17 protein-coding genes, 2 tRNA genes and 1 pseudogene are annotated in these 24038 nt (G+C 58.5%); 14 read left to right on the forward strand and 6 right to left on the reverse strand.

The window, feature by feature from the left end:
- Nucleotides 1–156: 156 nt before the first annotated feature.
- The 3 genes from OZX71_RS01235 (at nucleotide 157) to OZX71_RS01245 (ending at nucleotide 1968) form a co-directional block, all read left to right on the forward strand.
- Nucleotides 157–229 (forward strand) — tRNA-Glu (locus OZX71_RS01235).
- A gap of 42 nt (nucleotides 230–271) precedes the next feature.
- Nucleotides 272–343: transfer RNA gene (locus OZX71_RS01240), tRNA-Gln, on the forward strand.
- Nucleotides 344–630: 287 nt separating this feature from the next.
- Nucleotides 631–1968 (forward strand): metallophosphoesterase, encoded by a 1338-nt coding sequence (locus tag OZX71_RS01245; protein WP_277160200.1) that lies wholly within the window; start codon nucleotides 631–633, stop codon nucleotides 1966–1968.
- Between the two features lie 139 nt (nucleotides 1969–2107).
- Here the strand turns inward: OZX71_RS01245 and OZX71_RS01250 are convergent, their stop codons facing one another.
- A complete protein-coding gene (locus tag OZX71_RS01250) occupies nucleotides 2108–2932 on the reverse strand; it encodes an IclR family transcriptional regulator (protein WP_277145756.1) in 825 nt (274 codons plus the stop codon).
- Nucleotides 2933–3106: 174 nt separating this feature from the next.
- Here OZX71_RS01250 and leuC point away from each other — a divergent pair, with 174 nt between their 5' ends.
- The 7 genes from leuC (at nucleotide 3107) to OZX71_RS01285 (ending at nucleotide 12215) form a co-directional block, all read left to right on the forward strand.
- Nucleotides 3107–4510, forward strand: coding sequence for a 3-isopropylmalate dehydratase large subunit (gene leuC, locus OZX71_RS01255; protein ID WP_277145755.1), 1404 nt, complete (start codon nucleotides 3107–3109; stop codon nucleotides 4508–4510).
- A gap of 251 nt (nucleotides 4511–4761) precedes the next feature.
- Nucleotides 4762–5445: a 3-isopropylmalate dehydratase small subunit gene (leuD, locus tag OZX71_RS01260; protein WP_277160201.1), complete on the forward strand. Its 684-nt coding sequence runs from the start codon at nucleotides 4762–4764 to the stop codon at nucleotides 5443–5445.
- A 108-nt stretch (nucleotides 5446–5553) separates the two neighbouring features.
- On the forward strand, nucleotides 5554–5937 hold the full coding sequence (locus OZX71_RS01265) for a hypothetical protein (RefSeq protein ID WP_277145753.1): 384 nt from the start codon (nucleotides 5554–5556) through the stop codon (nucleotides 5935–5937).
- Nucleotides 5938–6343: 406 nt separating this feature from the next.
- A complete protein-coding gene (murA, locus tag OZX71_RS01270) occupies nucleotides 6344–7678 on the forward strand; it encodes a UDP-N-acetylglucosamine 1-carboxyvinyltransferase (RefSeq protein ID WP_277145752.1) in 1335 nt (444 codons plus the stop codon).
- 462 nt (nucleotides 7679–8140) lie between these two features.
- The gene (dnaB, locus tag OZX71_RS01275) at nucleotides 8141–9580 is read left to right on the forward strand and encodes a replicative DNA helicase (RefSeq protein ID WP_277145751.1); all 1440 of its coding nucleotides are present in this window, start codon (nucleotides 8141–8143) and stop codon (nucleotides 9578–9580) included.
- A gap of 131 nt (nucleotides 9581–9711) precedes the next feature.
- Complete coding sequence (locus tag OZX71_RS01280) at nucleotides 9712–11373, forward strand: MurT ligase domain-containing protein (RefSeq protein WP_277160619.1); 1662 nt, start codon at nucleotides 9712–9714, stop codon at nucleotides 11371–11373.
- A gap of 89 nt (nucleotides 11374–11462) precedes the next feature.
- The gene (locus OZX71_RS01285; protein WP_277160620.1) at nucleotides 11463–12215 is read left to right on the forward strand and encodes a glutamine amidotransferase; all 753 of its coding nucleotides are present in this window, start codon (nucleotides 11463–11465) and stop codon (nucleotides 12213–12215) included.
- Between the two features lie 35 nt (nucleotides 12216–12250).
- On the opposite strand, the gene OZX71_RS01290 is transcribed toward OZX71_RS01285, so the two are convergent.
- Nucleotides 12251–12787, reverse strand: a complete 537-nt coding sequence (locus OZX71_RS01290; RefSeq protein ID WP_277160202.1) for a hypothetical protein — start codon at nucleotides 12785–12787, stop codon at nucleotides 12251–12253.
- Between the two features lie 529 nt (nucleotides 12788–13316).
- Here OZX71_RS01290 and OZX71_RS01295 point away from each other — a divergent pair.
- Both OZX71_RS01295 and OZX71_RS01300 read left to right on the forward strand, forming a co-directional pair.
- The gene (locus OZX71_RS01295; RefSeq protein ID WP_277160203.1) at nucleotides 13317–13598 is read left to right on the forward strand and encodes a phasin family protein; all 282 of its coding nucleotides are present in this window, start codon (nucleotides 13317–13319) and stop codon (nucleotides 13596–13598) included.
- Nucleotides 13599–13983: 385 nt separating this feature from the next.
- Nucleotides 13984–15678: a lipopolysaccharide core heptose(II) kinase RfaY gene (locus tag OZX71_RS01300; protein ID WP_277160621.1), complete on the forward strand. Its 1695-nt coding sequence runs from the start codon at nucleotides 13984–13986 to the stop codon at nucleotides 15676–15678.
- Between the two features lie 189 nt (nucleotides 15679–15867).
- Here OZX71_RS01300 and upp read toward each other — a convergent pair whose 3' ends face one another.
- The 4 genes and pseudogenes from upp to OZX71_RS01320 form a co-directional block, all read right to left on the reverse strand.
- Entirely contained in the window at nucleotides 15868–16506 is a 639-nt protein-coding gene (gene upp, locus OZX71_RS01305) for a uracil phosphoribosyltransferase (protein WP_277145748.1), read from the reverse strand.
- Nucleotides 16507–17555: 1049 nt separating this feature from the next.
- A pseudogene (locus tag OZX71_RS01310) lies at nucleotides 17556–18137 on the reverse strand (hypothetical protein); the annotation flags it as partial.
- A gap of 4 nt (nucleotides 18138–18141) precedes the next feature.
- A complete protein-coding gene (locus OZX71_RS01315) occupies nucleotides 18142–19650 on the reverse strand; it encodes an NUDIX hydrolase (protein WP_277160204.1) in 1509 nt (502 codons plus the stop codon).
- 20 nt (nucleotides 19651–19670) lie between these two features.
- Complete coding sequence (locus OZX71_RS01320; protein ID WP_277160205.1) at nucleotides 19671–21899, reverse strand: RNA degradosome polyphosphate kinase; 2229 nt, start codon at nucleotides 21897–21899, stop codon at nucleotides 19671–19673.
- A gap of 506 nt (nucleotides 21900–22405) precedes the next feature.
- On the opposite strand from OZX71_RS01320, the gene OZX71_RS01325 reads away from it, so the two are divergent.
- Nucleotides 22406–22681 carry a helix-turn-helix transcriptional regulator gene (locus OZX71_RS01325; RefSeq protein ID WP_277160206.1) on the forward strand — a complete coding sequence of 92 codons (276 nt, stop codon included), beginning with the start codon at nucleotides 22406–22408 and terminating at the stop codon, nucleotides 22679–22681.
- 52 nt (nucleotides 22682–22733) lie between these two features.
- Nucleotides 22734–24002 (forward strand): phosphatase PAP2 family protein, encoded by a 1269-nt coding sequence (locus OZX71_RS01330; protein ID WP_277160207.1) that lies wholly within the window; start codon nucleotides 22734–22736, stop codon nucleotides 24000–24002.
- The last annotated feature ends 36 nt before the right edge of the window (nucleotides 24003–24038 follow it).

Consider the following 24038-nt stretch of genomic DNA (forward strand, 5'->3'; position numbering starts at 1 on the left):
ACTGGCGGTTTCACCATGCCGTATGACGTATGACGTATGCCCGGAAACGGCCGCCTGCGTTCGGCTTCAGGCGAAGTCAACACGCCGGGTTGCGCATGGCCCAGGTTTTCGCTAGACTATTCATTTGTTGCCTTGGGAAGGGCAGCGATAAGTTAAGCCTCCATCGTCTAGCGGTCTAGGACTACGCCCTCTCACGGCGCCAACACCGGTTCAAATCCGGTTGGAGGTACGAAGTGCTATAGTTGCTAATCGGCTACAGCACCAAGCCAATTGGGGTATGGTGTAATTGGCAACACGGCTGATTCTGGTTCAGTTGTTCTTGGTTCGAGTCCAGGTACCCCAGCAAAGATGCAGAAGCCTCGCAGCTTAACGGTTGCGGGGCTTTTTCCGTACCTACGGTTATCGCTCTACGCCCGCGCTTCGCCGTCGCCTTGCTGAGGATATCGGGGATATCGAGGGTATCGGAGGTGTCATAGACCCGGCGTGTCGCCAAGGCTGCCACGCGGTGCAGGGCGTCGGGTTGTCAGGTCGGGTTCGGCGCGGTAAGTTGGTTATGCAATGTGGGATGGCGTGATGTCATGGGCGACATCACGACGTAACGCTTTAAGACTCAGGCAAAAAGGATAGGTAATGGCTGGATTAACGCTTGCGGACAGAGCCGCTTCGGATCTTTCGAAACCTCGTATTCGTCCTGTCGACCCCGACGATATGCGGCCCGTTTCCGTCTCCGCCCGCCTCGGCCGCCTGCAGTTCCACGATTCCGGCAAGTTCCGCGTTCTGGTGTTGGCGGATATCCAGGACGGGCCGAAAGTGAACAAAGACACCATCAAGCTCATCGAGGCGGCGCTCGACAGCTCCCGTCCCGACATCGTCATTTTCTCCGGCAACCAGATCGCCGGTTACGACCAGGCCTATGCCAAAACCTTCCGCAAGCGCACGTGGACACCGCAGAAATGGCCGATGGGCGCGGCGGCGACCAGCCAGCGCGACACCGAACTTGAGCACACCCGCGAGCTCGTGCGCCAAGAGATTTCGCAGTTCCTCTCCCCGCTGATCGAGCGTAGGATTCCGTGGGCGGTCACCTACGGCAACCATGATTTTCAGTGCGGGCTTTCCTGCGCGGAGCTCGACGAGATCTATCGCGAATTCCCGGGTTGCCTCAATCCCGAGCCTCCAATCAAGCGTTCGGACCGTCCCCGCAAGCAGCCCGGCAGCGGCTTGCCGGACCAATACATCTACCCTTGCGAGGCAGGCACATTCCTTTTGCCTGTCGCTGAAGATCGTAAAAGCGATAGCGTGCTTGGCCTCGTGGTCTTCAACTCCGGCGATTACGGCAAGCTTGGCGGCTATGGCGCGCCGAGCCAGCGTGCGCTCGATTTCCTCAAGGTCGCTCCGTCGCTGATTGGTGCCAAATCGATGGTATTCCAGCATATCCCTGTACCGCAGTATTACGATTTGCTGAAAGAGGTCCCGGCCACCGCCGCACACGCCGTAGAGGGCTATCGCACGTTTGCCGGCCACAATTACGTCATTGACGAGAATAAGACACTGCCCGGCAGCTTCCTCGGCGAGGGCATCAGCTGCCCCGATACCGACACCGGCGAATTCGACATTTTGAAGTCGGGCGACGGCTATTTCGCGTTGCTTGCCGGCCACGATCACCGCAACCGTTTCGTCGGCACCACCGACGGGCTGACGCTGGTTGCCACGCCGACCTGCGGCTTCGGCTCCTACGGCCCGGCCCCGGCCCAGCGTGCCGCGCGTCTGCTCGAATTCGACATCCGACACCCGTACGAGCCGCGCACCCAACTGCTTGAGTTCGGCGATCTGGTCGGCAAGGCCAGTTCCGGCAAAGCCTACACGTACGCCCTCAACGGCACTCCCGACGCCGCGAAAGAGGGGACGAACCTCCTGCGTCGCCCGCGCCTGCTTGCCCAGATCCTGCGCAAGATGCATCTGAAGAAGTGAGCCGAGAAGCCGGCAGTCAGCCGCGCTGCTGCAGGTTGAGACGAGAAGCCGCCGGTTGAGGCGGAATATACGAAAATCCGGATAACCGACATTCCAATCGATTATCCGGATTTCGCATTGAACGTGTGTTGGGTGTCGTCTATCTTCCGGCGCTGGCCTTCATCAGCGCGTTGGTGAGGTATTTGCCGCCGGCCATCACGTATGGGGCGTAACGGCGGCCCGGCGAGGGGCCCATGCGTCCGGACGGCCCGGAGATGGAGATGGCGGCGATGACCTGGCCGGAGGAATTGCGGATTGGCGCGGAAACCGAGCAGACGCCTTCCTCGCGTTCGTTGACCGAATCGGCCCAGCCGCGGCGGCGCACGGTCGCCAGCGTGGAAGTGGTGAATTTGGCGTGGCGCAAGCCCTGATGCAGCCGTTCGGAATCCTCCCATGCGACGAGGATCTGCGCGGCGCTGCCGGCCTGCATCGAAAGCATGGCACCCACGGGGATGGAATCGTGCAGCCCGCTGGCCCGTTCGACGGCGGCGATGCAGACGCGCTGGTCGCCCTGGCGGCGGTAGATCTGCGCGGATTCGCCGGTGCGGTCCAGAAGCGTCTGGAGGATCGGCCCGGCGGCGGTGAGCAGTCGGTCTTCGCCGGCGGCCGTGGCCAGTTCGGCGAAACGCGAGCCCAGGATGAAGCGACCGTGCTGGTCGCGCAGCACAAAGCGGTGGCGTTCCAGCGCGATGGCCAGGCGATGCGCGGTAGGCCGTGCCAAACCGGTGGCCGCGACGAGTTGTCCTAATGTGGAAGGCCCGCTTTCGAGGGCCTCGAGAATCTTGACGGTCTTATCGAGGACCCCGACCCCGGAATGAATCTCGTCATGAATCGCAGCATGATTCGAATTTTGAGTGGTATTGCCGGTTGCTTGGGGCGCGCGTAAGGTCCGCGCCGCTTGGGGATCCTTCGATAATGAGTCCATACATGAATATTATACAGTGGGGTCTATCACTGTATCCATCTCAAAATATGAAACAAAGTTGTCCATATTGTTGACAGACGCCGATACTCAGAATTATCGCAGCCGAAAAAATCCGCGCGGTTGTCATCGAACTATAGACGGGGTCGCGGCCCCAAAATCGACGAAGGAGGTCGTATGGCAAGCACATTGGCCGAAAAAGTATGGGCCGATCATCTGGTGTACCAGGGCAAAGACGGTGCCCCGGACCTGCTCTACATCGACCTCATGCTCATGCACGAGGTCACCAGTCCACAGGCGTTCGAGGGCCTGCGACTGGCCGGGCGCAAACCGCGCCACACCGACCTGCTCATCGCCACCGAAGACCACAACACGCCCACGGTCGACATCGACAAGCCCAATCCCGACAAGACCTCCGCCAAGCAGCTTTCGACGCTGGAACGCAACTGCAAGGAATTCGGCGTGCTGCTGCATCCGCTGGGCGACGCCGACCAGGGCATCGTCCACGCGTTCGCACCCAATCTGGGGCTCACCCAGCCGGGCATGACCATCGTCTGCGGCGATTCCCACACCTCCACGCACGGCGCGTTCGGGGCGCTCGCCTTCGGCATCGGTACCTCGGAGGTCGAGCACGTCATGGCCACGCAGACCTTGTCGTTGAAACCGTTCAAGACCATGGCCGTCAACGTCGAGGGCACGTTGCCGCGCGGTGTCACCGCGAAAGACATTATTTTGGCGATCATTGCGAAAATCGGCATCGGCGGCGGGCAGGGGCACGTCATCGAATACCGCGGTTCGGCGATTCGCGCACTCTCCATGGAGGCGCGCATGACCATCTGCAACATGTCCATCGAGGGCGGTGCACGCGCGGGCATGATCGCCCCCGACGAGACCACGTTCGAATACCTGAAAGGCCGCCCGTACGCGCCGACCGGCGAGATGTGGGACAAGGCCGTGGCCTATTGGAAGACGCTGCGCACGGATGACGACGCGACGTTCGATAAAGAAGTCACCATCAACGCCTCCGACTTGGCTCCTTACGTCACCTGGGGCACCAACCCCGGCCAGGGTGCGCCGATCAACACCGATGTGCCCGACCCGGCCGATATCGCCGACGCCGACCAGCGGCAGGCCACACAATCCGCCTTGGAATATATGGGCCTGAAGCCTGGAACCCCGATCAAGTCGATTCCGGTGGACACCGTCTTCATCGGCTCCTGCACCAACGGCCGCATCGAAGACTTGCGCGCCGCCGCCTCGGTGATGAAAGGCCATCACAAGGCCGATTCCATCCACCGCGTGCTGGTCGTGCCGGCTTCGTCGCGAGCCCGCCTGCAGGCCGAGGACGAAGGGCTTGACCAGATCTTCAAGGACTTCGGCGCGGAATGGCGCAACGCCGGCTGTTCGATGTGCTTGGGGATGAACCCCGACAAGCTCGTGCCCGGCGAACGCTCGATCTCGACCTCCAACCGCAACTTCGAAGGTCGTCAGGGCAAGGGCGGGCGCACGCACCTGGCCAGCCCTCTGGTCGCCGCCGCCACGGCCATCCGCGGCACGATCTCCAGCCCCGCCGATCTGTAGCGGGCAACTGCGTCTGCTCGGTCGGCTCCCTATCCTGCACATTCCGTACTTTCGTGTGCGAAAAGTGCGAATTAGTCAAGTAATTCGCACTTTTCAACCCGGCGAGTGAAAAAAGTGCGGATTGGGCCGGATAATTCGCGCTTATTTCATCGGCGTGTGCGAAATGTGCGATATGGGACGGGTGAAGTTTGGCGATGTTATCGGGCGAGCGACATCGGTATGTGAAGACATTGATAGAAAAGGAAAATATTATGGAGAAACTTACGAAGGTTACCGGCGTCGGCGTCCCGCTTCGGCGTTCGAACGTCGACACCGATCAGATCATTCCCGCGGTCTTTTTGAAGAGGGTGACCAAGACAGGCTTCGAGGACGCGCTGTTTTATGCGTGGCGTCGCGATCCGGAGTTCATTCTGAACAAGCCCGAGTATCAGAATAAAGGCAGGATTCTGGTCGCCGGTCCCGATTTCGGCATCGGCTCGTCACGTGAGCACGCCGTGTGGGCGCTGCGTGACTACGGGTTCCGCGTCATCATCAGTCCACGTTTCGCGGACATCTTCTACGGCAATACCGCCAAGAACGGCGTACTGGCCGCGATCATGCCGCAGGAGAGCGTCGAATTGCTCTGGAAGCTCTTGGAGGAGGAACCAGGCCGCGACATGACCGTCGATCTGGGGGAGCGCACCGTGACCTGCGGCGACGTCACCCTGCCCTTCGATGTCAACGATTACACGCGCTGGCGCCTGATGAACGGCTACGACGACATCGATCTGACGCTGCAGCACGAGGACGCCATCGCCGCCTACGAGGCGATGCGCGCCGAGCGTTTCCCCTTCAAGCCCAAGACCCTCCCTGAGCGTCATGCCCCCGAGCGCCCGGTTCGGTCCGCCCGTCCGGTGGAGGATGATGGATTGTGGGCCGGACCCATTGGTGCTTAAAGCTCAATTTTGTTAAGTGGCGGGATTGATCATCCCGCCATATTCTTTTGATTAACATGTTTTGATTTTCGTGCACGAAAATGTATACTGAAATTGAAGGAGGCGAGCGTGGACGTCGAGGTCTTGGACAGAGTATCTGAAAATCATCCGGATGTGACCAAGAAGAATGTCGAATACGCGTTTAAGAGATATCGACATCTGACACCCCGTTTTTCCAAAGAGCCTACGCAGTATATGGCAGTTGGCTTCGACGATACTGGGCGTGCGCTCGAAATGCTAGCTTTTATTGATTATCGGGAAAGGGAAGAAGGATCCGGCGACGGACACAACAATCGACACGAAACGTATATTGTGTTTCACGCGATGCAGTGTACGAAGAAATTTCTCAGTGAAATGAACGTCGGCAAATGGGAAACGCAGTATATTTTGGGAGGAAATCAGCATGGTATATCACGACAAAAACGGGAACGTCATTTCCATGGATTCCATTGATTCTTGGGCGAATGATGCGCAACGAGGCATATATGTGGGCAGAGCGGGGCGAACGAAAACGAGAAGGCGATACGGCCGTCCCCGTCTATATAAAGAGCCGATGCGAACTGTCGGTATAAGGCTCAGCGAGGCTCAGCTTCAAGCTGTTGAAGGTGTGGCGAAAAGCGAAGGTAAGAGAAGAACGGAGGTTATTCGCGATCTTATTGCGCTTGGTCTGAAAACGGTGGGATGTTCCGGAAAGGGTGTTGCGGCCGGGCATATCTAAAAGATTGTCTATCGTCGTTCGGCCTCGGGCGCATTTCGACCTTGCTTCACCGAGCCGCCACAACCGCTGTGGCACACTGGGTATGAACATCTAATTAGTGTGCTCCGCGTAGCATAGTGGTGACAACGAAAGAGGTTGGCTTTGGCAAGTAACGCAGATACCACAAAAGACGTCCTGCACGTCGAAGGCGGCAAACCGCTCAATGGCACCATCAAGGTGCGCGGCGCCAAGAATTTCGTAAGCAAGGCCATGGTGGCCGCACTGCTCGCGCCAGGCGTCTCCGTGCTGAAGAACGTTCCCGAGATTCGCGATGTGCACGTGGTTTCCGATTTGCTGCGTCTGCACGGCGCGACCGTCGATTGGAACGACGACAAGGGCACGTTGAAGATCGACGCGACCAACGTCCGCCTCGCAGACGTGGCCGACGTGGACACGCTCTCCGGTTCCTCGCGCATTCCGATTCTCTTCTCCGGCCCGTTGCTGCACCGCTTGGGCGAGGCGTTTATCCCGCAGCTCGGCGGGTGCAATATCGGCGGCCGGCCGATTGACTTCCATTTGGAGACCCTGCGTCGGCTTGGCGCGAACGTCGACAAGGAACATGCCGACGGCATCCATATCACCGCGCCCGACGGCCTGCACGGCGCGAAGATCCACCTGCCCTATCCGTCCGTCGGCGCCACCGAGCAGACCCTGCTCGCCGCCGTCCAGGCCGAGGGCAAGACCGAGCTTTCCGGCGCGGCCACCGAGCCCGAGATCATGGACTTGGTCGCCGTGCTGCAGAAAATGGGCGCGATCATCTCCGTCGACGTCGACCGCACTTTCCGCATCGAAGGCGTCAAGGAGCTCAAGGGCTTCACCCACACCGCGCTGACCGACCGCATCGAGGCCGCGAGTTGGGCTTCGGCCGCGCTGGCCACCCATGGCGACATCTTCGTGAAAGGCGCCACGCAGCCCGAGATGATGACTTTCTTGAACGTCTACCGCAAGATAGGCGGCGAATTCGATGTCACCGACGAGGGCATCCGTTTCTGGCATCCGGGCGGGGACTTGAAGCCTGTGGCCATCGAGACCGACGTGCACCCCGGCTTCATGACCGATTGGCAGCAGCCGCTCGTCGTGGCTCTGACCCAGGCCAACGGCCTCTCGATCGTGCACGAGACCGTCTACGAGAACCGTTTCGGCTTCACCAAGCCGCTGGTGAAGATGGGCGCGACCATCCAGCTCTACCGCGAATGCCTCGGCAGCCTGCCGTGTCGCTTCCAGCAGCGCAATTACAAGCATTCCGCCGTCATCTTCGGGCCCACGCCGCTCGAGGGGCGCGATATCGATGTGCCCGACCTGCGCGGCGGCTTCAGCCACCTCATCGCGGCGCTCGCGGCCAAGGGCCCGTCGAACGTGCAGGGCATCAGCCTGATCGACCGCGGTTACGCCGACTTCCGCGGCAAGCTCGCCGCCCTCGGCGCCGATATCGACTGAGGCTAAACAGGGCTTCGTAACGTTTCGTAATCTCCTCGCCGGATGTTCCGACGGGGAGATTTTCGATATTGTTTCGGCGGAATTTCATCGGTAATTTTACGACAGAATTTAGCAATATCGTCGCGAAATTGTGTAGAGAATATATCTGCTGTTGCTCTTTTCAAAAGATGAAGAAGCTATCACGAGATACGATATTATGCAAGTCAACATCGGTGAGTGCGGTATCTATCCCCATGTTGTTCACAGAGTTATCCCCATAGTGTGGATAACTCTGTGCATTGTCCCCAGTGACACGCCCAAAATGTGGATAACTTATTTTTCTATCCACACAGAAAAGTCCGTGCGTGTCGCAATGTGAGGTCGAAACCGAAACGAACATTCTTGCTGTGATGTTGTAGAGCTTTCGGAGGAAGAGCCCTCGAAACGCAGATTTTTTACGGCAGCTTGGTTAAGCTTGACGGCATGGCTGACGGAAATTCCTGGGACTCGACGCGTTCGAACCGCGACTTCAATTCACGTAAAGATACCTTCAACGGCGACACTTCCGCGAGCAATGTGACGTTGTTCGACCGTGTTCCTCCGCACGACGACGACGCGGAAATGGCCGTATTGGGCGGGATGCTGATGAGCAAGGACGCCATCGGCGAGGTCTCGCAGATGATCGACGTCACCGATTTCTACCAACCCAAGCATCAGACCATCTACGAAGCGATCATCACGCTGTTTTCGGCCTCGGAGCCCGTCGACGCGGTGCTGGTCGCCAACACGCTCTTAAAAGACGGCAACCTCGAAAAGGTGGGCGGTGCCGATTACCTGCACAGCCTGGTGGCCGCCGTGCCGACCGCGGCCAACGCTACGTATTACGCCGAGATCGTCCACCAGCGGGCCATCCTGCGTAATGTCATCGCCGCCGGCACGAAAATCGCACAGCTCGGCTATTCCGCGGAAGGTTCGCAGGCCGAAGATGTGGTGAATTTGGCCCAGTCCGAGGTCTACGAGATGAGCGTCGGCAAGGTGCGGCAGGATTACGAGGCCATCGGTCCGGTGGTCCACGATGCGCTCGACCAGCTCGACGCCTTGCAGAACGGCACCATTGAGAAGGGTGTGCCCACCGGTTTCAAGGGCATCGACGACGAGACGCAGGGACTGCAGCCCGGCCAGATGATCGTGGTCGCCGGCCGCCCGGCAATGGGCAAGTCGACGCTGGGCGTGGATTTCGCGCGTTCGGCCGCGCTGCACAATAACCTGACCACCGTCATCTTCTCGCTTGAAATGAGCAAAACCGAGCTGGCCCAGCGTATCATCTCCGCCGAAACCGGCATCCCGCTGGTCGCCCTGCGCCGCGCAGACAACGACAGTTTGACCCCGGAGCGCTGGAACACGTTGAACGACTTCTGGACCGCCATGCAGAACGCGCCGCTGTTCCTCGACGACAGCCCGAACATGAGCCTGATGGAGATTCGCGCGAAATGCCGTCGCCTGAAGCAGACCAACGACCTGAAGCTGGTCATCATCGATTACCTGCAGCTGATGAGCTCGGGCAAGCAGGAGGAGAGCCGCCAGCAGGAGGTCTCCGGCTTCTCGCGTGCGCTGAAGCTGCTCGCCAAGGAGCTTGAGGTGCCGGTGGTCGCGCTTTCTCAGCTCAACCGCGGCCCCGAGATGCGTAACGACAAGAAGCCGCAGCTCGCCGACTTGCGTGAATCCGGCTCCATCGAGCAGGACGCCGACGTGGTTTTCCTGGTCCACCGCCCCGACTTCTACAACGAGGAGGACCGGCCAGGCGAGGCCGACATCATCCTGGCCAAGCACCGTAACGGCAAAACCGGCACATTCCCGCTGGCCTTCCAGGGCGAATACTCCCGCTTCCACGATATGCCGCAGGATTTCAACCAGGGGATCTGATGGTCGCTATACCACACAAAGCTTTTCGGCCAATCGTCGGTTCAGCGGGTACGGTTATAGAAGGTCGATGAATCATGAATATTCGTGACAACAGCAGCGCAGATGCGCTTGCCGACGGTAAGGAACACGACATGTCCAACGAAACTTCAACGCCGCACAAGCCTTGGACAGCATTCGCCACGCCCACCATCGGCAAGGCCGTCCGTGGGCTTTCGCGCCTGCTCCACCACGGCGGCAGCGCGTTGCCTGGCGAAGTCGTGGAGAAAATCGACCCGACTTTTTTGGCGCGTACGCTTGGTCAGTTGCCTTACGGCGTCGTTCTGGTTTCGGGAACCAACGGCAAGACCACGACCACCCGCATGATCGCCTCGATCCTGAAAGACCTCAATCTCAAGGTGTTCACTAACCCCACCGGCTCCAACTTCACCCGTGGCGTCGTTTCGGCGCTCTTGACCGAAGTTTCGGCTGGGGGCAAGCTTGATGCCGACATCGCGGTGCTGGAGCTCGATGAGGCGTATGCGGTACATTTCGTGCACCAAGTCAAGCCGCGGTATTCCTTGCTTCTGAATGTCATGCGCGATCAGCTCGACCGCTTCGGCGAGATCGACAATACGGCCCGGCTCCTAAGCCACGTCGCTGCCAGTACGACCGGAACCGTGGTCTTGAACCGTGAGGACCGACGAATCGCAGCGCTCGCCCACGTGGTGCCGCAGGGCACGCAGGTCCGTTATTTCGGGCTTTCCGACGAGCTGCGCAAACTGTTCCCCTCCGACGATGACATGCATGCCGGGGATTTGTCTGCGGCGCAGAAAGCCGCGGCGAATGTGCAGGGTGTCAACACGGCATTGGCCAGTGCCGTCGCCACTGCCGGCACTCATAGTGAAAATGACGTGTCCAAGAAATCGTCCGGTGCTTCTGGTGACTCCGACAGCGAGGTTGATTTCGCAAGTCAAGACGGAGCGTCCGCATCGGCGGCGACAGCGTCTGGCACACGGGCCAGCCAACAGGCAGGCGGTCCAAACCCGCATGATACCTTCGATTCGTCAGGCAACAGGATCATTCCCAAGCTCGACGCGCGGGAGACGGTTTCCGCCTCCCCGGCCTTGGCGGATTCGTTGGCTTCCCAGCGTCTCGCGGACGTGGTGCTCAGCCGTGTGGGCGACCATGAGGCGGAATTCGTGATGGATGACGCCGAATTTGAGACCACGGTCCAGCTCGAGGGCGTCTATAATCTCTTCAACGCGGCTGCGGCGCTCGCGGTCGTCCGTGCGGTCACCGAGCAGATCAAGAACGCGGACACCACCTTGCCCAGGGCCCGCGACGAACGCCTGATGCGCGCCCTTTCACGCGTCACCCCGGCTTTCGGGCGCGGCGAAGTCATCGAGGTCGACGGCGCTCCGGTCGAGCTGCTGTTGGTCAAGAACCCGATGGGTTTCAGGATGTCGCTTTCGAGTTTCGCACCCGTAGGTCACGATACGATGATCGTCATCAATGACGAATATGCCGACGGCCGCGATATGAGTTGGCTCTGGGATGTCGATTTCACTTCGCTGCGCGACACCGGCGTGAAGATGGTCTCGGGCGTTCGCGCGTGGGATATGGCGTTGCGGCTGGAATATGAAGGTGTCACGGTCGGGCAGACCGATACGAACGTCGAGGAGGCCGTGCGCAAATTCGTCACGACCGATCCCGGCACGCCGAAACATATCTATTGCACGTATACCGCGATGCTCAAGGTGCGCTCGGAGCTCGGCAAATACGCCGAAGTCGCCGACGCCGGGGTGGGGAAGTGAATGTGATGGCTGATAAACAGACCGAAAATCAGACCGAAAACCGGAACGAACATATGCAGCCCTCGCACGCTTCTTCGCAGGATTCGCAAATGTCCGCTCGACCTATCGACGTGATGTCCATCTATCCCAAGGACATGAACATCTACGGCGACTGGGGCAATGTGCTCACCATCAAGCGCCGGCTTGCGCTGTATGGCTACGAGCCGGTCATCCACGCCTATAACCAAGGTGACCCGTGGCCGGAGCATGTCGATATGATTCTCGGCGGCGGCGGGCAGGACAGCGGGCAGGAAAAGATTGCCGATGACTTCTTCAAGCGGGCGGACACCTTGCGTGCCTTGGCGCAACAGGACGTGCCGATGCTGATGATCTGCGGCATGTATCAGCTCTTCGGCGAGTATTTCGAGACCATCGACGGCACGAAACTTGACGGCATCGGCATTTTCGGCGTCTATACCGAAGGCCGCGAGAAACGTATGATCGGCAATCTGCTGGAGCATTCCGACCAGTTCGGCGATGTCATCGGCTACGAGAACCATTCCGGCCAGACGTTCCTGCGTGACGGCGTGACACCGTTCGGCCACGTCGACCACGAGGGTTGCGGCAACAATGGTGAGGATCATAGTGAAGGCGCCCGCGTCCGCAACGTCATCGGCACTTACATGCACGGCCCGTTGTTGCCCAAGAACCCCAAGGTTTCCGACTTCCTCATCAACGCCGCTGCCACGCATCGTTACGGCCAATTCCAGCCGCAGCAAAGCGACGCGCAAAAAGCCGAACTCGCCCATATCGACGCTCTGGCTGCCAGCGCCCGTCGCGTCGCCGCAACGCGCCCGCGATAGCAAAGAAATCGCACAGCCGTAGCGACGAGGCGATATCAGGGTTTGAGAATCGTGATGGAGTCGGCGGCTGCCATGAACTGGCTCCATCGGATTTCGGCATCTTCAGCTGTACATTTCATCGTTATGCCATTCATATGCCCGCGAATCGGTAAGGTGATTAACAAGACGTACCATATTCCCGTCTCAATCGTCAGGCTATATGCCATCGCAAGCAGCGGCTCGCCGTTTTTGTCGTGGCGGATGGTGGTTTTGACGTCAGTCGGGTTTTTATAGGTTGTATATACTGCTTTTTCAAGGCTTTTGGTGGCTTGGGCTAAATCGGAAGGCCATGCTGTATTGGCTGCATCCGAGCAAACAATGCGTGTGTCGGGTTTGTTCGGATTATAAAAGTACATGCGCGAAGAGACAATGCGCGTTGCGTGTAATAAGCTGCGCCATATCCGAAGTTTGTTTTTGAGCTGGCCGATGTCGCCTCTTTGCCGAAACGATGTTTTTTGCGGTGAACCACACTCGAAATCGTCCGGTATCTCCATGGTTGCAGCATCATTGAAAATACTGACTGATTTACTCATATTTGATTGCACTCCTGTTTGTCGTTGTTGGTACTGGCTTCTTTGCTGAAGCTGCGTTGACGTCGTCCTTGATTGTTCAGAAAGCTGTTTTGCTTCTGGGAGACGTAAGAGAGCAGTTCGCGTAGGCGGTTGAGATTTTCTTAGGCTGCGTTGAGTCGATCCGACAAGTCGGAGATATATCGATTCGCTTGGCTTATACCGACGTACAAACTGTTCGAATTCGGCATTGTAGCCTCCTAAAAAATAACCATCATTACTGATATTTGGTATTTTATGTAATTATATAGTCAATGTCGTTGTATTTGTTTTTAGAGGGTAACCGGTTTTACAGGCACGGCATCAATCTGAAAGGCTATGTTTGCCGCATTCGTAATGCTCCATCGAGGCGGTTGGGCCGACGATGCTGAACTTATCGTTTTCGTAGTGTAACTTGGCAGTACACCGGATGGTCCTATTTCCACTGCTGGGATATTCTTTGCAAATAGGCTAGATTAGTAGTACGGGTGTCACTACTAGTGAAAGAGGAATCATGGCTGATTACAAACTGGGCGACGGGCTGCGCACCGTGTTTCTGGCCGGCATCGGAGCAATGGCGACTACCGCTGAAAAAGGGCAGGAAATCGTCGACGCGCTGGTCAAGAAGGGCGAGCTGACGGTGGAGCAGGGCAGGACGCTCAACACCGAGCTCAAGCACAAGGCGCAGGAAGTCAAAGACGATATGAAAGCGCAGGACGCCAAAGCCAAGGACGAGGCCGAGGGCAGCAAGCCGGACGTCGACAAGTCCGATGAAGGCGACGAAAAAGCCGAATAAATCCTATAGCTGTAGATTTTGATTTCAGGTGACGATGGACGATAAGGTTTCCAATGCCGCGCTGAAAGGCCATTATGTCCAAAATGACTCCGAAGAAGTGACTAGCGCCGACAATCTCGGTAATTTCGGCAAATCTGAAAATAGTGCCGGGACGGAAGAACCTCAGTCAAAAGGGTCTGAGTCTAAGGGATCTCCGTCAGAAAAATCTACGTTGAAAGAGACCCAGCCGGGGGAGTCTCAGCTCAGCAAATCTCAGCCGGAAAAGCCCCGGTCTAGGAAGGCCGAGCCCGAGGAGTTCCATCCCCAAGGGCCCGATTCGAAAAAAGCCTCTGAAGATACGTCTGTGTCAGCGCCCAGCTCAGCCGCCTCGACAGCCTCGGCCAGTTTGGCTGACTCGGTCGCCTCAGCCGCTGACGACGACGAAATCAGCCTTTTCGGTCGGCGCGAATCGTTTGCGCAACGCTACCACCTGACCCGTCGCGGCAATGTCAAACGCCTCGGCCAGATCGTCAAGATCATGAGCCAGTTCGATGTCACCAAGGGGATTACGCCCCGCAAGATGCGGATGATGCTGGAGGCGCTCGGCCCGACTTTCGTCAAAGCCGGCCAGATGCTTTCGATGCGTTCGGAGATTCTGCCACAGCAATATTGTGACGAACTGGCGAAATTGCGCGCCGATGCCGATCCGATGCCATATCAGACGGTTGTTGAAACGCTGGAGCAGGAATACGGGCGTCCGGTCGATGAGATTTTCGCCGACATCGATCCCAAGCCGTTGGGTTCCGCTTCCTTGGCCCAGGTGCATCGCGCCACCCTGGTCACCGGCGAGGATGTCGCCGTGAAGGTGCAGCGGCCGGGCGTGCGGCAGACGATGGCGCAGGACGTCTCCATCATGCGTTCGATTGCCAAGGCCGCCACGCGCTTCATGGGCTCCAGCATGCAGGTGGTCGACCTCGGCGGTGTGGTCGAAGAGCTTTGGGACACGTTCGAGGATGAGACGGACTTTTTGATAGAGGCGCGGCATCTCGCAGAATTCAAGCGTTTCTGCGAGCCATACCGCTATATGGACTGCCCGAAACCGTATATGGACCTCTGCACCCAGCACGTCGTGGTGATGGATTATATCGACGGCATTTCGTTGAACCATACCGGCAAACTCATCGAGGAAGGCTACGATCTCAAGGAGATCGGCACCAAACTGGTCGACAACTACGCGGCGCAGATTCTCGACAACGGCTTCTTCCACGCTGACCCCCACCCGGGTAACGTCATCATTTCCGGCGGCAAGATCGTGCTGATCGATCTGGGGATGGTCGGCCGTCTCGACCGCAAAACGCGTCAGGTGCTGCGGCAAATGATTTTCGCCGTGGGCAAGCAGGATTCGCCGGCGCTCGCCGATGGTTTGCTGAGGTTTGCCGACGTCCAACCTGATTCCGAGGATTATCCGCAGCTATTGAGCGATCTTGACGTGATCGTGGAGGAATATGGCAAGGTCGATCTCGCCGATCTCAATGTCGCCGAGTTCGCGATGGCGCTGACCAATCTTGCGCAACGTCACGGCATCGAGGTCCCTTCGACCATTACGACAATGAGCCGCGCGATGGTCACGCTCGAAGGCACTCTGGACGAGTTCATTCCCGACGTCAACATGATCCAGATCATCACCGACCATGCCACCACCAGCAAACGCTTGGACGAGGTCGCCGCCGACGAGATCAAGTCGCTTGGCATCGAAGGCAACAAAGCGCTGCACGGGTCGCTCGATGCGCTTGCGGAGAGCAAGGTCGCCATGCGTATGCTCACCCGCGGCCAGCTGCGGATGAACATGGAGATCGTCGGCAGTGAGGAGCCGCTGAAGCAGATTTCCGACATGATCAATCGCCTGACCATGGCGCTGATCGTGGTCGGCCTGTTTGTCGGTTCGTCCATCGTCTACTACGCCGGCATGAAGCCCATCGTTTTCGGCATCCCCGTGGTCGGTTTCATGGGTTATGTCGTCGCGTTCATCCTCGGCGCCTGGATCGTCTTCGACATCTATTTCAAAGGCCGCAAAGCGAAGAAAGCCGCCAAAGGCAAGTAGCGGCGGACGTGTTCGCGTCGAGTCAACTGTTACGGACTTGTCGGATTCAGCGGGCGTATCCACCATGTGGGGGTTATAGGCCAGAATATTTGGCCTATAACCCCCACATCTTCAGATACAAGGAAAGCCTTTGGCGAAACGTTGTTCGGAAAGGCTTTCTAAAACGGATAAGTCCGGCTGAGCCCTGGCTCAGTCGATCAGGCCGTAGAGACGGTCGCCAGCGTCGCCGAGGCCCGGGACGATATAGCCGTGCTCGTTGAGCCTCTCATCGACGCCGCACACCACGACCTTGAAGTCGATGGATGGGTCGAGCGTCTCTTCGACGTGCTTCAAGCCAGGGGTCGCCGCCAAGATGTTGATCGAGGTGATGTCCTTGGCGCCGCGCTCGGCCAGATAGTGCGTGGCTGCGACGGTGGTGCCGCCGGTGGCGAGCATCGGGTCCAGGAGGAAGCACTGACGGCCGGTGAGGTCATCGGGCAGGCGGTTGGCGTAGGTGATGATGTCGAGGGTGTCCTCGTCGCGCTTCATGCCGAGGAATCCGACTTCGGCGGTGGGCAGCAGGCGGGTCATGCCATCGAGCATTCCCAAGCCGGCGCGTAGGATCGGGACGACCATGGGGCGCGGGCTGGCGAGGTGCTTGCCGGTCATCTTGGCGATCGGCGTCTCGATATCGCGGTCGACCACGTCGAGGTTGCGCGTGGCTTCGTAGGCCTCGAGCGTCACCAGTTCGCTGATGAGCTCGCGGAAGATGTTGGAGGGTGTGTTCTTATCCCGCAGAACGGTGAGCTTGTGCTCGACCAGCGGGTGATCCAAAACATGTACTTGCATACTTCCAAGGATATGCCTTGCCGTGTCTTTTTGAAAATCGAAAACCGAAATTGTGCATATCGGCACAAATATCTCAGTAAACGCAGTAAAACAGTGAATCCGGTAATTGACCGGGACCGCTGATAAATGCGTTGTTTCCAGCGGTAAGTGAGGTATATGTGCTGGAAAAGACGCATTTAACGTTACTGGATGCGTTGTTTCCAGCACATATACCCCCTATGCTGCTGGTAACGACGCATTTTGCAATGTTTGTACTTCATATAAGTCGGATTAGTGTCGCTATTCAGGGGGTATAGGCCAGAATCAAATTCAGCGTGGAAATGGTAATAATGAAAAGTAAAACGCTGAACCGCGAAAGCGCCTGTCGGCGCGAACGCCGCTCGCAGCGGCAAAAAATGAAGCCCGGGGCTTAAGCACGGTCCAGCGCAACTTCCAAGTATAACGGGTCGTCCTCCGTTTACACGCCGAGCGCGTAAAGTACGGATTCCGGTCGGCTGTAGGCCAGCGAATTACTCGAGTTTTCCTTGACGCCAGAGGCCGGCCCCGTGGCGGAAATCTGCGGAAGTGGTCATGAGGTTGCTGCCGGTGTGCAGCAAGCGTGCAGCCACAGTGCGCGGGTCGTTCGATGCCGGGCCGGCCGAGCTCGCCGGGCCTTTGCCTGCCCGGTAGCGCGTTTCGGCGTCGTTCAGAGCGGAATTGTAGCGGTTGGCTGTGGTGCCGTTGCGATTGCTGTCGCCGTATTCGGTGTGATTATTTTCATGGTGATTTCCGCGGTCGGTCGTGTCGGCACTGTTGCCGGAGGGATTGAGATTGTCGGGATTCTCGGTCGCCGTATGCCCGTTGGTTTGGTTTCCGGTATGGCCTGTTTCTGCGTTCTTGTTTCGGCTGTTTCCGCCATTGCCGTGATTTTGCTGGTCGGCGCCGCTTTTGTCGGCAGCCTCGTCGGCAACTTGCTGAGCTTCTTGAGCGGCTTCGGCAGCTTCGATCTCACGCTGCAGGTCGCGCAGATGCGCTTCGCGTCGGGCGGCCTGAGCGGCCTCGACTTTGCGCGCCCTGCCGGTCAGCATTTTCGCACGTATCGCGAGGCCCTTGGCAATCACGTCGATAAAGGCCGAGGCACGTTCCAACGCGACTGCGAAATCACCGGTGAACGCCCCGGAAAGTATGGAATCCGCGGTATGTACGATGTCTTCCGCGCTGGGCGGTGTGTCGACGCCGGCGATGGCCGAGGCTGCGGTGTCCTCGGGTTCGGCGATGCGATACAGGCTTGCCAGCGATCGCTGGTTGCGGCGCATCCAGGTGCGCAGCAGATACAGTCGCCATAGGATGCCGGGCAGGGAATCGGGTTCCGATCTGCTCCACAGCTCCGCGATGATATCGACGCCTTCGCGGTCGACCAGGGTGAGCACGCGCTGCACGATCTTCGGGTCCTGCGTATGGTGCACGCGGTCGAGCATGGCCTGCGCCGAGGCGTGGCTCATCTCGTTGATCTCCTCCGGATCCATGCCGCCGGCCATCTTCTCGGTCAACGCCGGATCGAGTTGGGCTGGACGGGCCGGACGTGAGGAACCCGTTCGCGCGGGCGCGAAGCCCGGATGGGCGGAATTGACGGAGCCGGAACTGTAATGCACTGTATTAGTAGACAACTGGAGCCATTCTTTGGATATCGATGATGCGCGGGCCTTCCGCGTCTTTCACGATGAACAATGCTACCGCATTACCGGTCGGCATATAAGGCGATTTGGCGATGAGCTGCTTGGCCAGTGATTTCGAGGCGCACATGGGGCGCAGATGCTCGAAAATGTCGCCGATGACGGGCCGGTGCATGCAGATCGCGGTAGTTCGGCTGTATTGTTTTGGTGCGTTCATCGGCGTGGCTGCCGCCTTCTGTTTCGCGGTTAAGTCAATCGCAGCATTGTCGGTCTCGTCGTGTTGGCCGGATGGCTGCGAGCTTTGTGCCAACGGTTGTGGATTCGCGGTATTCGTGTCCGAACGTGGTATCGCTTTGGAAGAGCTTTCGATTTTGCCGGCGTTTGCCGCGTCACTGGCGGGGTTGCCGGCGGTATTCGCTGATGGAAGATCGGCATCACCGGTGTCGCTGATCTTGACCACGGCCTTGGTGCCGGCTTGCACCGCACATTTCGCAGCGCTTAGGCCATCGGTTTCGGCAAACAGATCATCGATGACCTCACGGACGCATTGCCAGGTCGCCTCAGGGTCGGCCGCAAAGGCGTCTTCGGTCAGCGCCGGAAGTTGTGTGATCTCAAGTCCCGTATGCCAGGCGTATGGTTCCAGCGTCTCCATGCAGCGCAGCCAAGGGGACGAAGCGAGTTTTTGCGGGGCGTAGCAGCCCAATTCTTGGTTGAGCGCAAAACTTGCCGCAGCGCCGCGGGGAATGATGGGGCGGTCGGCGTCGGTGCCGTTCCACTTTTTGCGGGCCACGGCCTTGCTGTGACGCACGATGATCAGTTTCTGGGCCTTAAGCGCACCCTCCTGGATGCGGTCGACGAATTGGTCGAGGATATCGCGGTCAAGCGGATGCGAAAGTAGCTTTCGGGCCTGAGGGATGGTCAGCCATCTCACCTCGTCGATTTCGCTGGTTTTTGCGTGCTTGATGGTGCCAACGACCTGTTTTCGGCTTTTCGCGGTTTCCGGCGCAATCGGATGGGCCATCCAATAGACGACATGCTTGGTGTAGATTGTTGCGGTTTTGGATCCTGTTTTGGTGTGTTTCGATTTTTTGCCTTCGGCGTTGAGCGGATACTCGACTTCACCGATGCTCGGGCCCAAGGCCACCGGCACTCCGGTTTCCTCTTCCATCTCGCGTATTGCCGCGTGACGGCTGGATTCGTGTTCCTCGAGCTTGCCTTTCGGCCAGCTCCAATCGTCGTATTTCGGACGATGTACCAAGCAGACTTCCAGTTGCGTGATGATGGCGCGGAAGTGGATCTCCGCTTCGCTCAAAGGCAGTCTGTGCTTCTGCCGCTTGCGTTTGCTGGTGCTGTGAGAGGCACGTGCCTCGGCGAATTTGCTTGCTTTTTCGGCTCGTTCGTCGAGGCTTTTGGCCTTACCGGTGGCAATCCAACGGTAAGGTATCCCTCCCGCCGATTCAACGACATGTGATGGTTTGAGCTCGGAGGTCATCTACCGCCTACTTCTTGATCTTACTTGCGACCACGTTGATGGGTCTTGATCAGCAGCTCCTGGCAATCGACCAGAGGCTTACCGTCCAAATCGTGCGAATGGCGGATATAGGTGCCGTCCGGCTGCATGTGCCAGGACGAGGTGGTATCGGCCATCTGCAAATCGACGTAATCGATCAGCGAAGCGACTTCCTCGGGGTCGGTGATGCGTACCAGTGCCTCCACGCGGCGGTCGAGATTGCGGTGCATCAGGTCGGCCGAACCGATCCAGACTTCCGGCCCGGCTGCCGGCCCCTCACCGATCTGCGGGCCGGCGGAATTGGCGAAGGCGTAGATACGGCTGTGTTCGAGGAAACGCCCGAGGATGGAATGCACCCGGATGTTCTCGCTCAGGCCCGGGGCACCAGGTTTGAGCGCGCAGATGCCACGTACCACGATGTCGATTTTGACCCCGGCTTGACTGGCGCGATAGAGCGCGTCAATGGTCTTTTCGTCGACGATGGAGTTGACCTTGATCTTGATCCATGCTTCATGACCGGCTCGTGCCGCGTCCTCCTCGCGGCGGATACGCTGGATGAGGCCGCTGCGGCACGTGCGCGGGGCGACCAGCAGACGATGGAAGCTGGAGCGCGGCGCGTAACCGGAAAGCTGGTTGAACAGGCGGGTCAAGTCCTGCCCGACCACCGGATCGCAGGTCAGCAGGCCGAGATCGGTATACTGGCGGGCGGTTTTCGGGTTGTAGTTGCCCGTGCCGACGTGGCAGTAGCGACGCAGACCGTCCGCCTCTTGACGCACGACCAGCGAAAGCTTGCAGTGGGTCTTCAGCCCAACGATGCCATAGACGACGTGGACGCCGGCGCGTTCGAGCTTGCGGGCCCACGCGATGTTGGCATCCTCATCGAAACGTGCTTTGATCTCGACCAGTGCCAAGACCTGTTTGCCGGCCTGTGCGGCATCGACCAGCGCGTCGATGATCGGCGAATTGCTGGAAGTCCGGTAGAGCGTCTGCTTGATGGCCAGGACCCTCGGGTCGGCCGCAGCCTGGGCCAGGAAGGCCTGCACCGAAGTGGAGAACGAATCATAAGGGTGGTGCAGCAGGATATCGCGCTCGCGGATGGCGGCGAAGATGTCCTGTGCGCGGCTGGATTCGACCGTGGCAATCTGGCGGTTGGTGGTGGGGATGAACGGCTTGTTCTTGAGGTCCGGCCGGTCGATGTCCTGCAGCTCGAACATGAGCTTCATGTCCAACGGCGCGGGAAGACGGAAGATCTCCTCCTCGTTGACGCGCAGACGGCGTGCCAGAAGCTGGGAGAGGAACGGGCTGGTGGCGTCGCTGATCTCGAGGCGGATCGGCGGCCCGAAGCGGCGGCGAAGCAGTTCCTTCTCCATGGCGTTCAGGAGGTTTTCGGCGTCATCCTCCTCCACGTCGATATCCTCGTTGCGGGTGACGCGGAAGGAACGCGCCTCCTTGATGATCATGCCGGGGAAGAGCGATTCGAGGTGGGCGATGATGAGGTTCTCCATGGTGATGAAGCCATAGCGTTCCTCGCGGCTTTCCTCGTCCGTCAGGTCATCGACGGGCACCAGACGGTTCAGGTTGTCGGGCACCTTGACGCGCGCGAAATGCGTCTTGCCGCTGTTCGGGTTCTCCACCAATACGGCGAGATTCAGCGATCCGCCGGAAATGTAGGGGAACGGATGCGCGGGGTCGAAGGCGAGCGGTGTCAGGACCGGGAAGACCTGCTGGCGGTAATAGCGTGAAAGCCGTTCCTGCTCGGCGCTGGTGAGCCGGTCCCAACTGAGCAGAACGATGTGTTCGCGGGCCAGTTCAGGCAGGATGTGCTTGATGGCCTTGTTGGCGTGCTCGGTCTGCAGCTCGTGTGCGGTCTCGCTGATGGAGCGTAGCTGCTGGCGTGGGCTCAGGCCCGAGGCGCTCGTCACGGCTATGCCGGTATCGATGCGGCGTTTGAGCCCGGCCACGCGCACCATGAAATATTCGTCGAGGTTCGAGGCGAAAATACCGGCAAAGTTGGCGCGTTCCAAGAGTGGGACTTCAGGGTCCTCCGCCATCTCAAGGACGCGTTTGTTGAATTTGAGCCAGCTCAGCTCACGGTCGAAATAGCGGTCCGGGGGCAGGGGCTGTTCCTCCGGCAGCGCTTTGCGCTTGTCGGACTTCTCGGTTTCGGCGATGTGCTCGGCTATCTGGCTGCGGAGCAATGCCTTCGAGGGTGCGTCAAAAATCTGTGCCATATCCTTACTCTAAGCACTGCCGTAGAGCTATGGCACCTCCAAAACGTAAAATTCACCATATTGTGAATAACTCATTTCGTTATCCTCGCTATCAAGCCCGAAATGTGCATAATTTTGGACGTTAACCCTCGACACGCCTCAAATGTGGATAACCCCAATCATTCGACCACAGTACCCGTTTTGGCTTGCTTCACAGCGTATAGCAGGGTTTGCTTGAAATGGAATGCAACGGAAGATGGAAAGGCGATGATTGATGAACTTGCGAAACATATCAAAAATGATAATATCAAAATTGATAATTCAATAGGTGACGCTATGGAGAATTCTCGAGTTACGTGTTCGACAGTCGACGAATGATGTTCGTGCGCAGTATTTTTTCATGAAAGGGCGTCGAATCACCATTACCAATGGGTTTGTGAAAAAGCAGAATAAGCTGCCACTTGTTGAGTTATCTAGGGCGAAACGATATCGCAAAGATTGGTTGGAAAGGAAGGCGTGAATAACTTATGGATGATTTGGATAGGTATATTGCTGAGCGTAAAAGCCGCGATCCGAAATTTGCGGAAGAGTATGAGCGTAGTAGGCCTGAGCATGAAGCTGCGATAGCGATTATGGGTGCTCGGATTGAAGCTCATATGACTCAGGCTGAAGTGGCGAAAAGATGCGGTATGAGACCTTCGAACTACTCGCGTATCGAAAGGGGCAACTCCATTCCGACGGTCAGGACGCTTGCCCAAATCGCCAAGGGGCTGGGCCGCAAGCTCAAGATCGAGTTCGTGTGATGCCGTGGCTTCATCGCATGCTCGTAGTCTGTGCCATCTACACTAAACAACTATGACTGACGACTCCAAAGAGCAGAATGTACCGGCGGATGGCGCGCAAGAAAATTCGTCACGCAATCAGGCCAGGATCGAGATTCCAGCGCCTCCTCAAGCGCAGGCGGGAATGCCGGTTTCCACTCAAGGCGCAGCTCCGACTCCGACTCCAACTCCAATTCAGTCCGAGCCTGTGAGTTTCGTCGCGTTTGGCAGTGAAAATGCCACGTCTGATGATGACAAGGCCTCGACGAACAGCGTTTTCGTTGCCGGCGCGGGTTCGAGCAACTCCGATGTCGAGTTTTCTTCCGCGATCTCGGACGCAGATGTTTCCGCGCAGGAGGACGAGATTGAAAAGGGGCTTGTCCGGATCGACCCGCTGACCGTCCACCCGCGTGTGTCCAGTTGCGTGCTTGCCGTGGCGCTTGCTCTGCTCTGCTTTGCGGCGGCGGCCGCGATTTACTGGTTCGGCGTGCACACTTTGGAAGGCCAGAGCTTCGACGAACTCGTATGGCGCAGCTTCAACACCAGCGCTCCAAGCTGGATTATCGCCGTTTCGAATGTGCTCAACCGAGGCGTGGTGATTGTGGCGATCAGCTTGTCGATTGCGGTGATCGCCTTCATCGTCGCAGCGGTTCGCAGGCGTTGGTGGCTTTTGGGGCAGATGGCCGTATTCGGCGTCGTCGCCTTTGGCGCCGCGTGGCTCAAACGTCTGCTGCCCCGGCCGATGATCATTCGCGTCCTTTCTACGCATGAAAACAGCGCTCCGTCTGGGCATACGTTGCTTGCCGTAGGGTCGGTGCTGGTCTTGCTCGTCGCGGTTCCGCGCGTCTGGCGCGCACTGGTTGCGTTGCTCGGCGGAGCGTATAGCATCCTCGTTGCGGCATCGCTGATCGTCGGGCGTTGGCATCGGCCCTCAGACGTATTGATGTCGCTGTTGATCGGCGGCGGACTGATGATGCTGGCGCTCGCCCTCACGCGCAAATCCGGGATGGACAGCCCGGGAAGCCGCATGTCGTCGGCCAGCGTACAGATTGTCGGCAGCATTATGATCACTTTCGGTCTCGTCTCCTGTGCTTATGCCGGCTACATGCTTTGGCAGATCTATCCCGGGCTCGGCATGATGGCGATGTGGGCCAAGAACGGCGCGTGCGCACTGAGCATGGCCGCCATCCTCGGCGTGGGTTGCCTGATGTTCGGCCTCACGCTCGCCGTCCGTCAGTTGACCGCCTCCCCGTTGACGCGTCTCGGGCTGGTCGGTGCGCCTCCGGCTCCGCCACAGAAATAATCGCGTCTTTTGCTGGTGTTTCCCGCGTCTTTGGGG

Source organism: Bifidobacterium sp. ESL0764 (assembly GCF_029395515.1).
GTDB lineage: Bacteria > Actinomycetota > Actinomycetes > Actinomycetales > Bifidobacteriaceae > Bifidobacterium.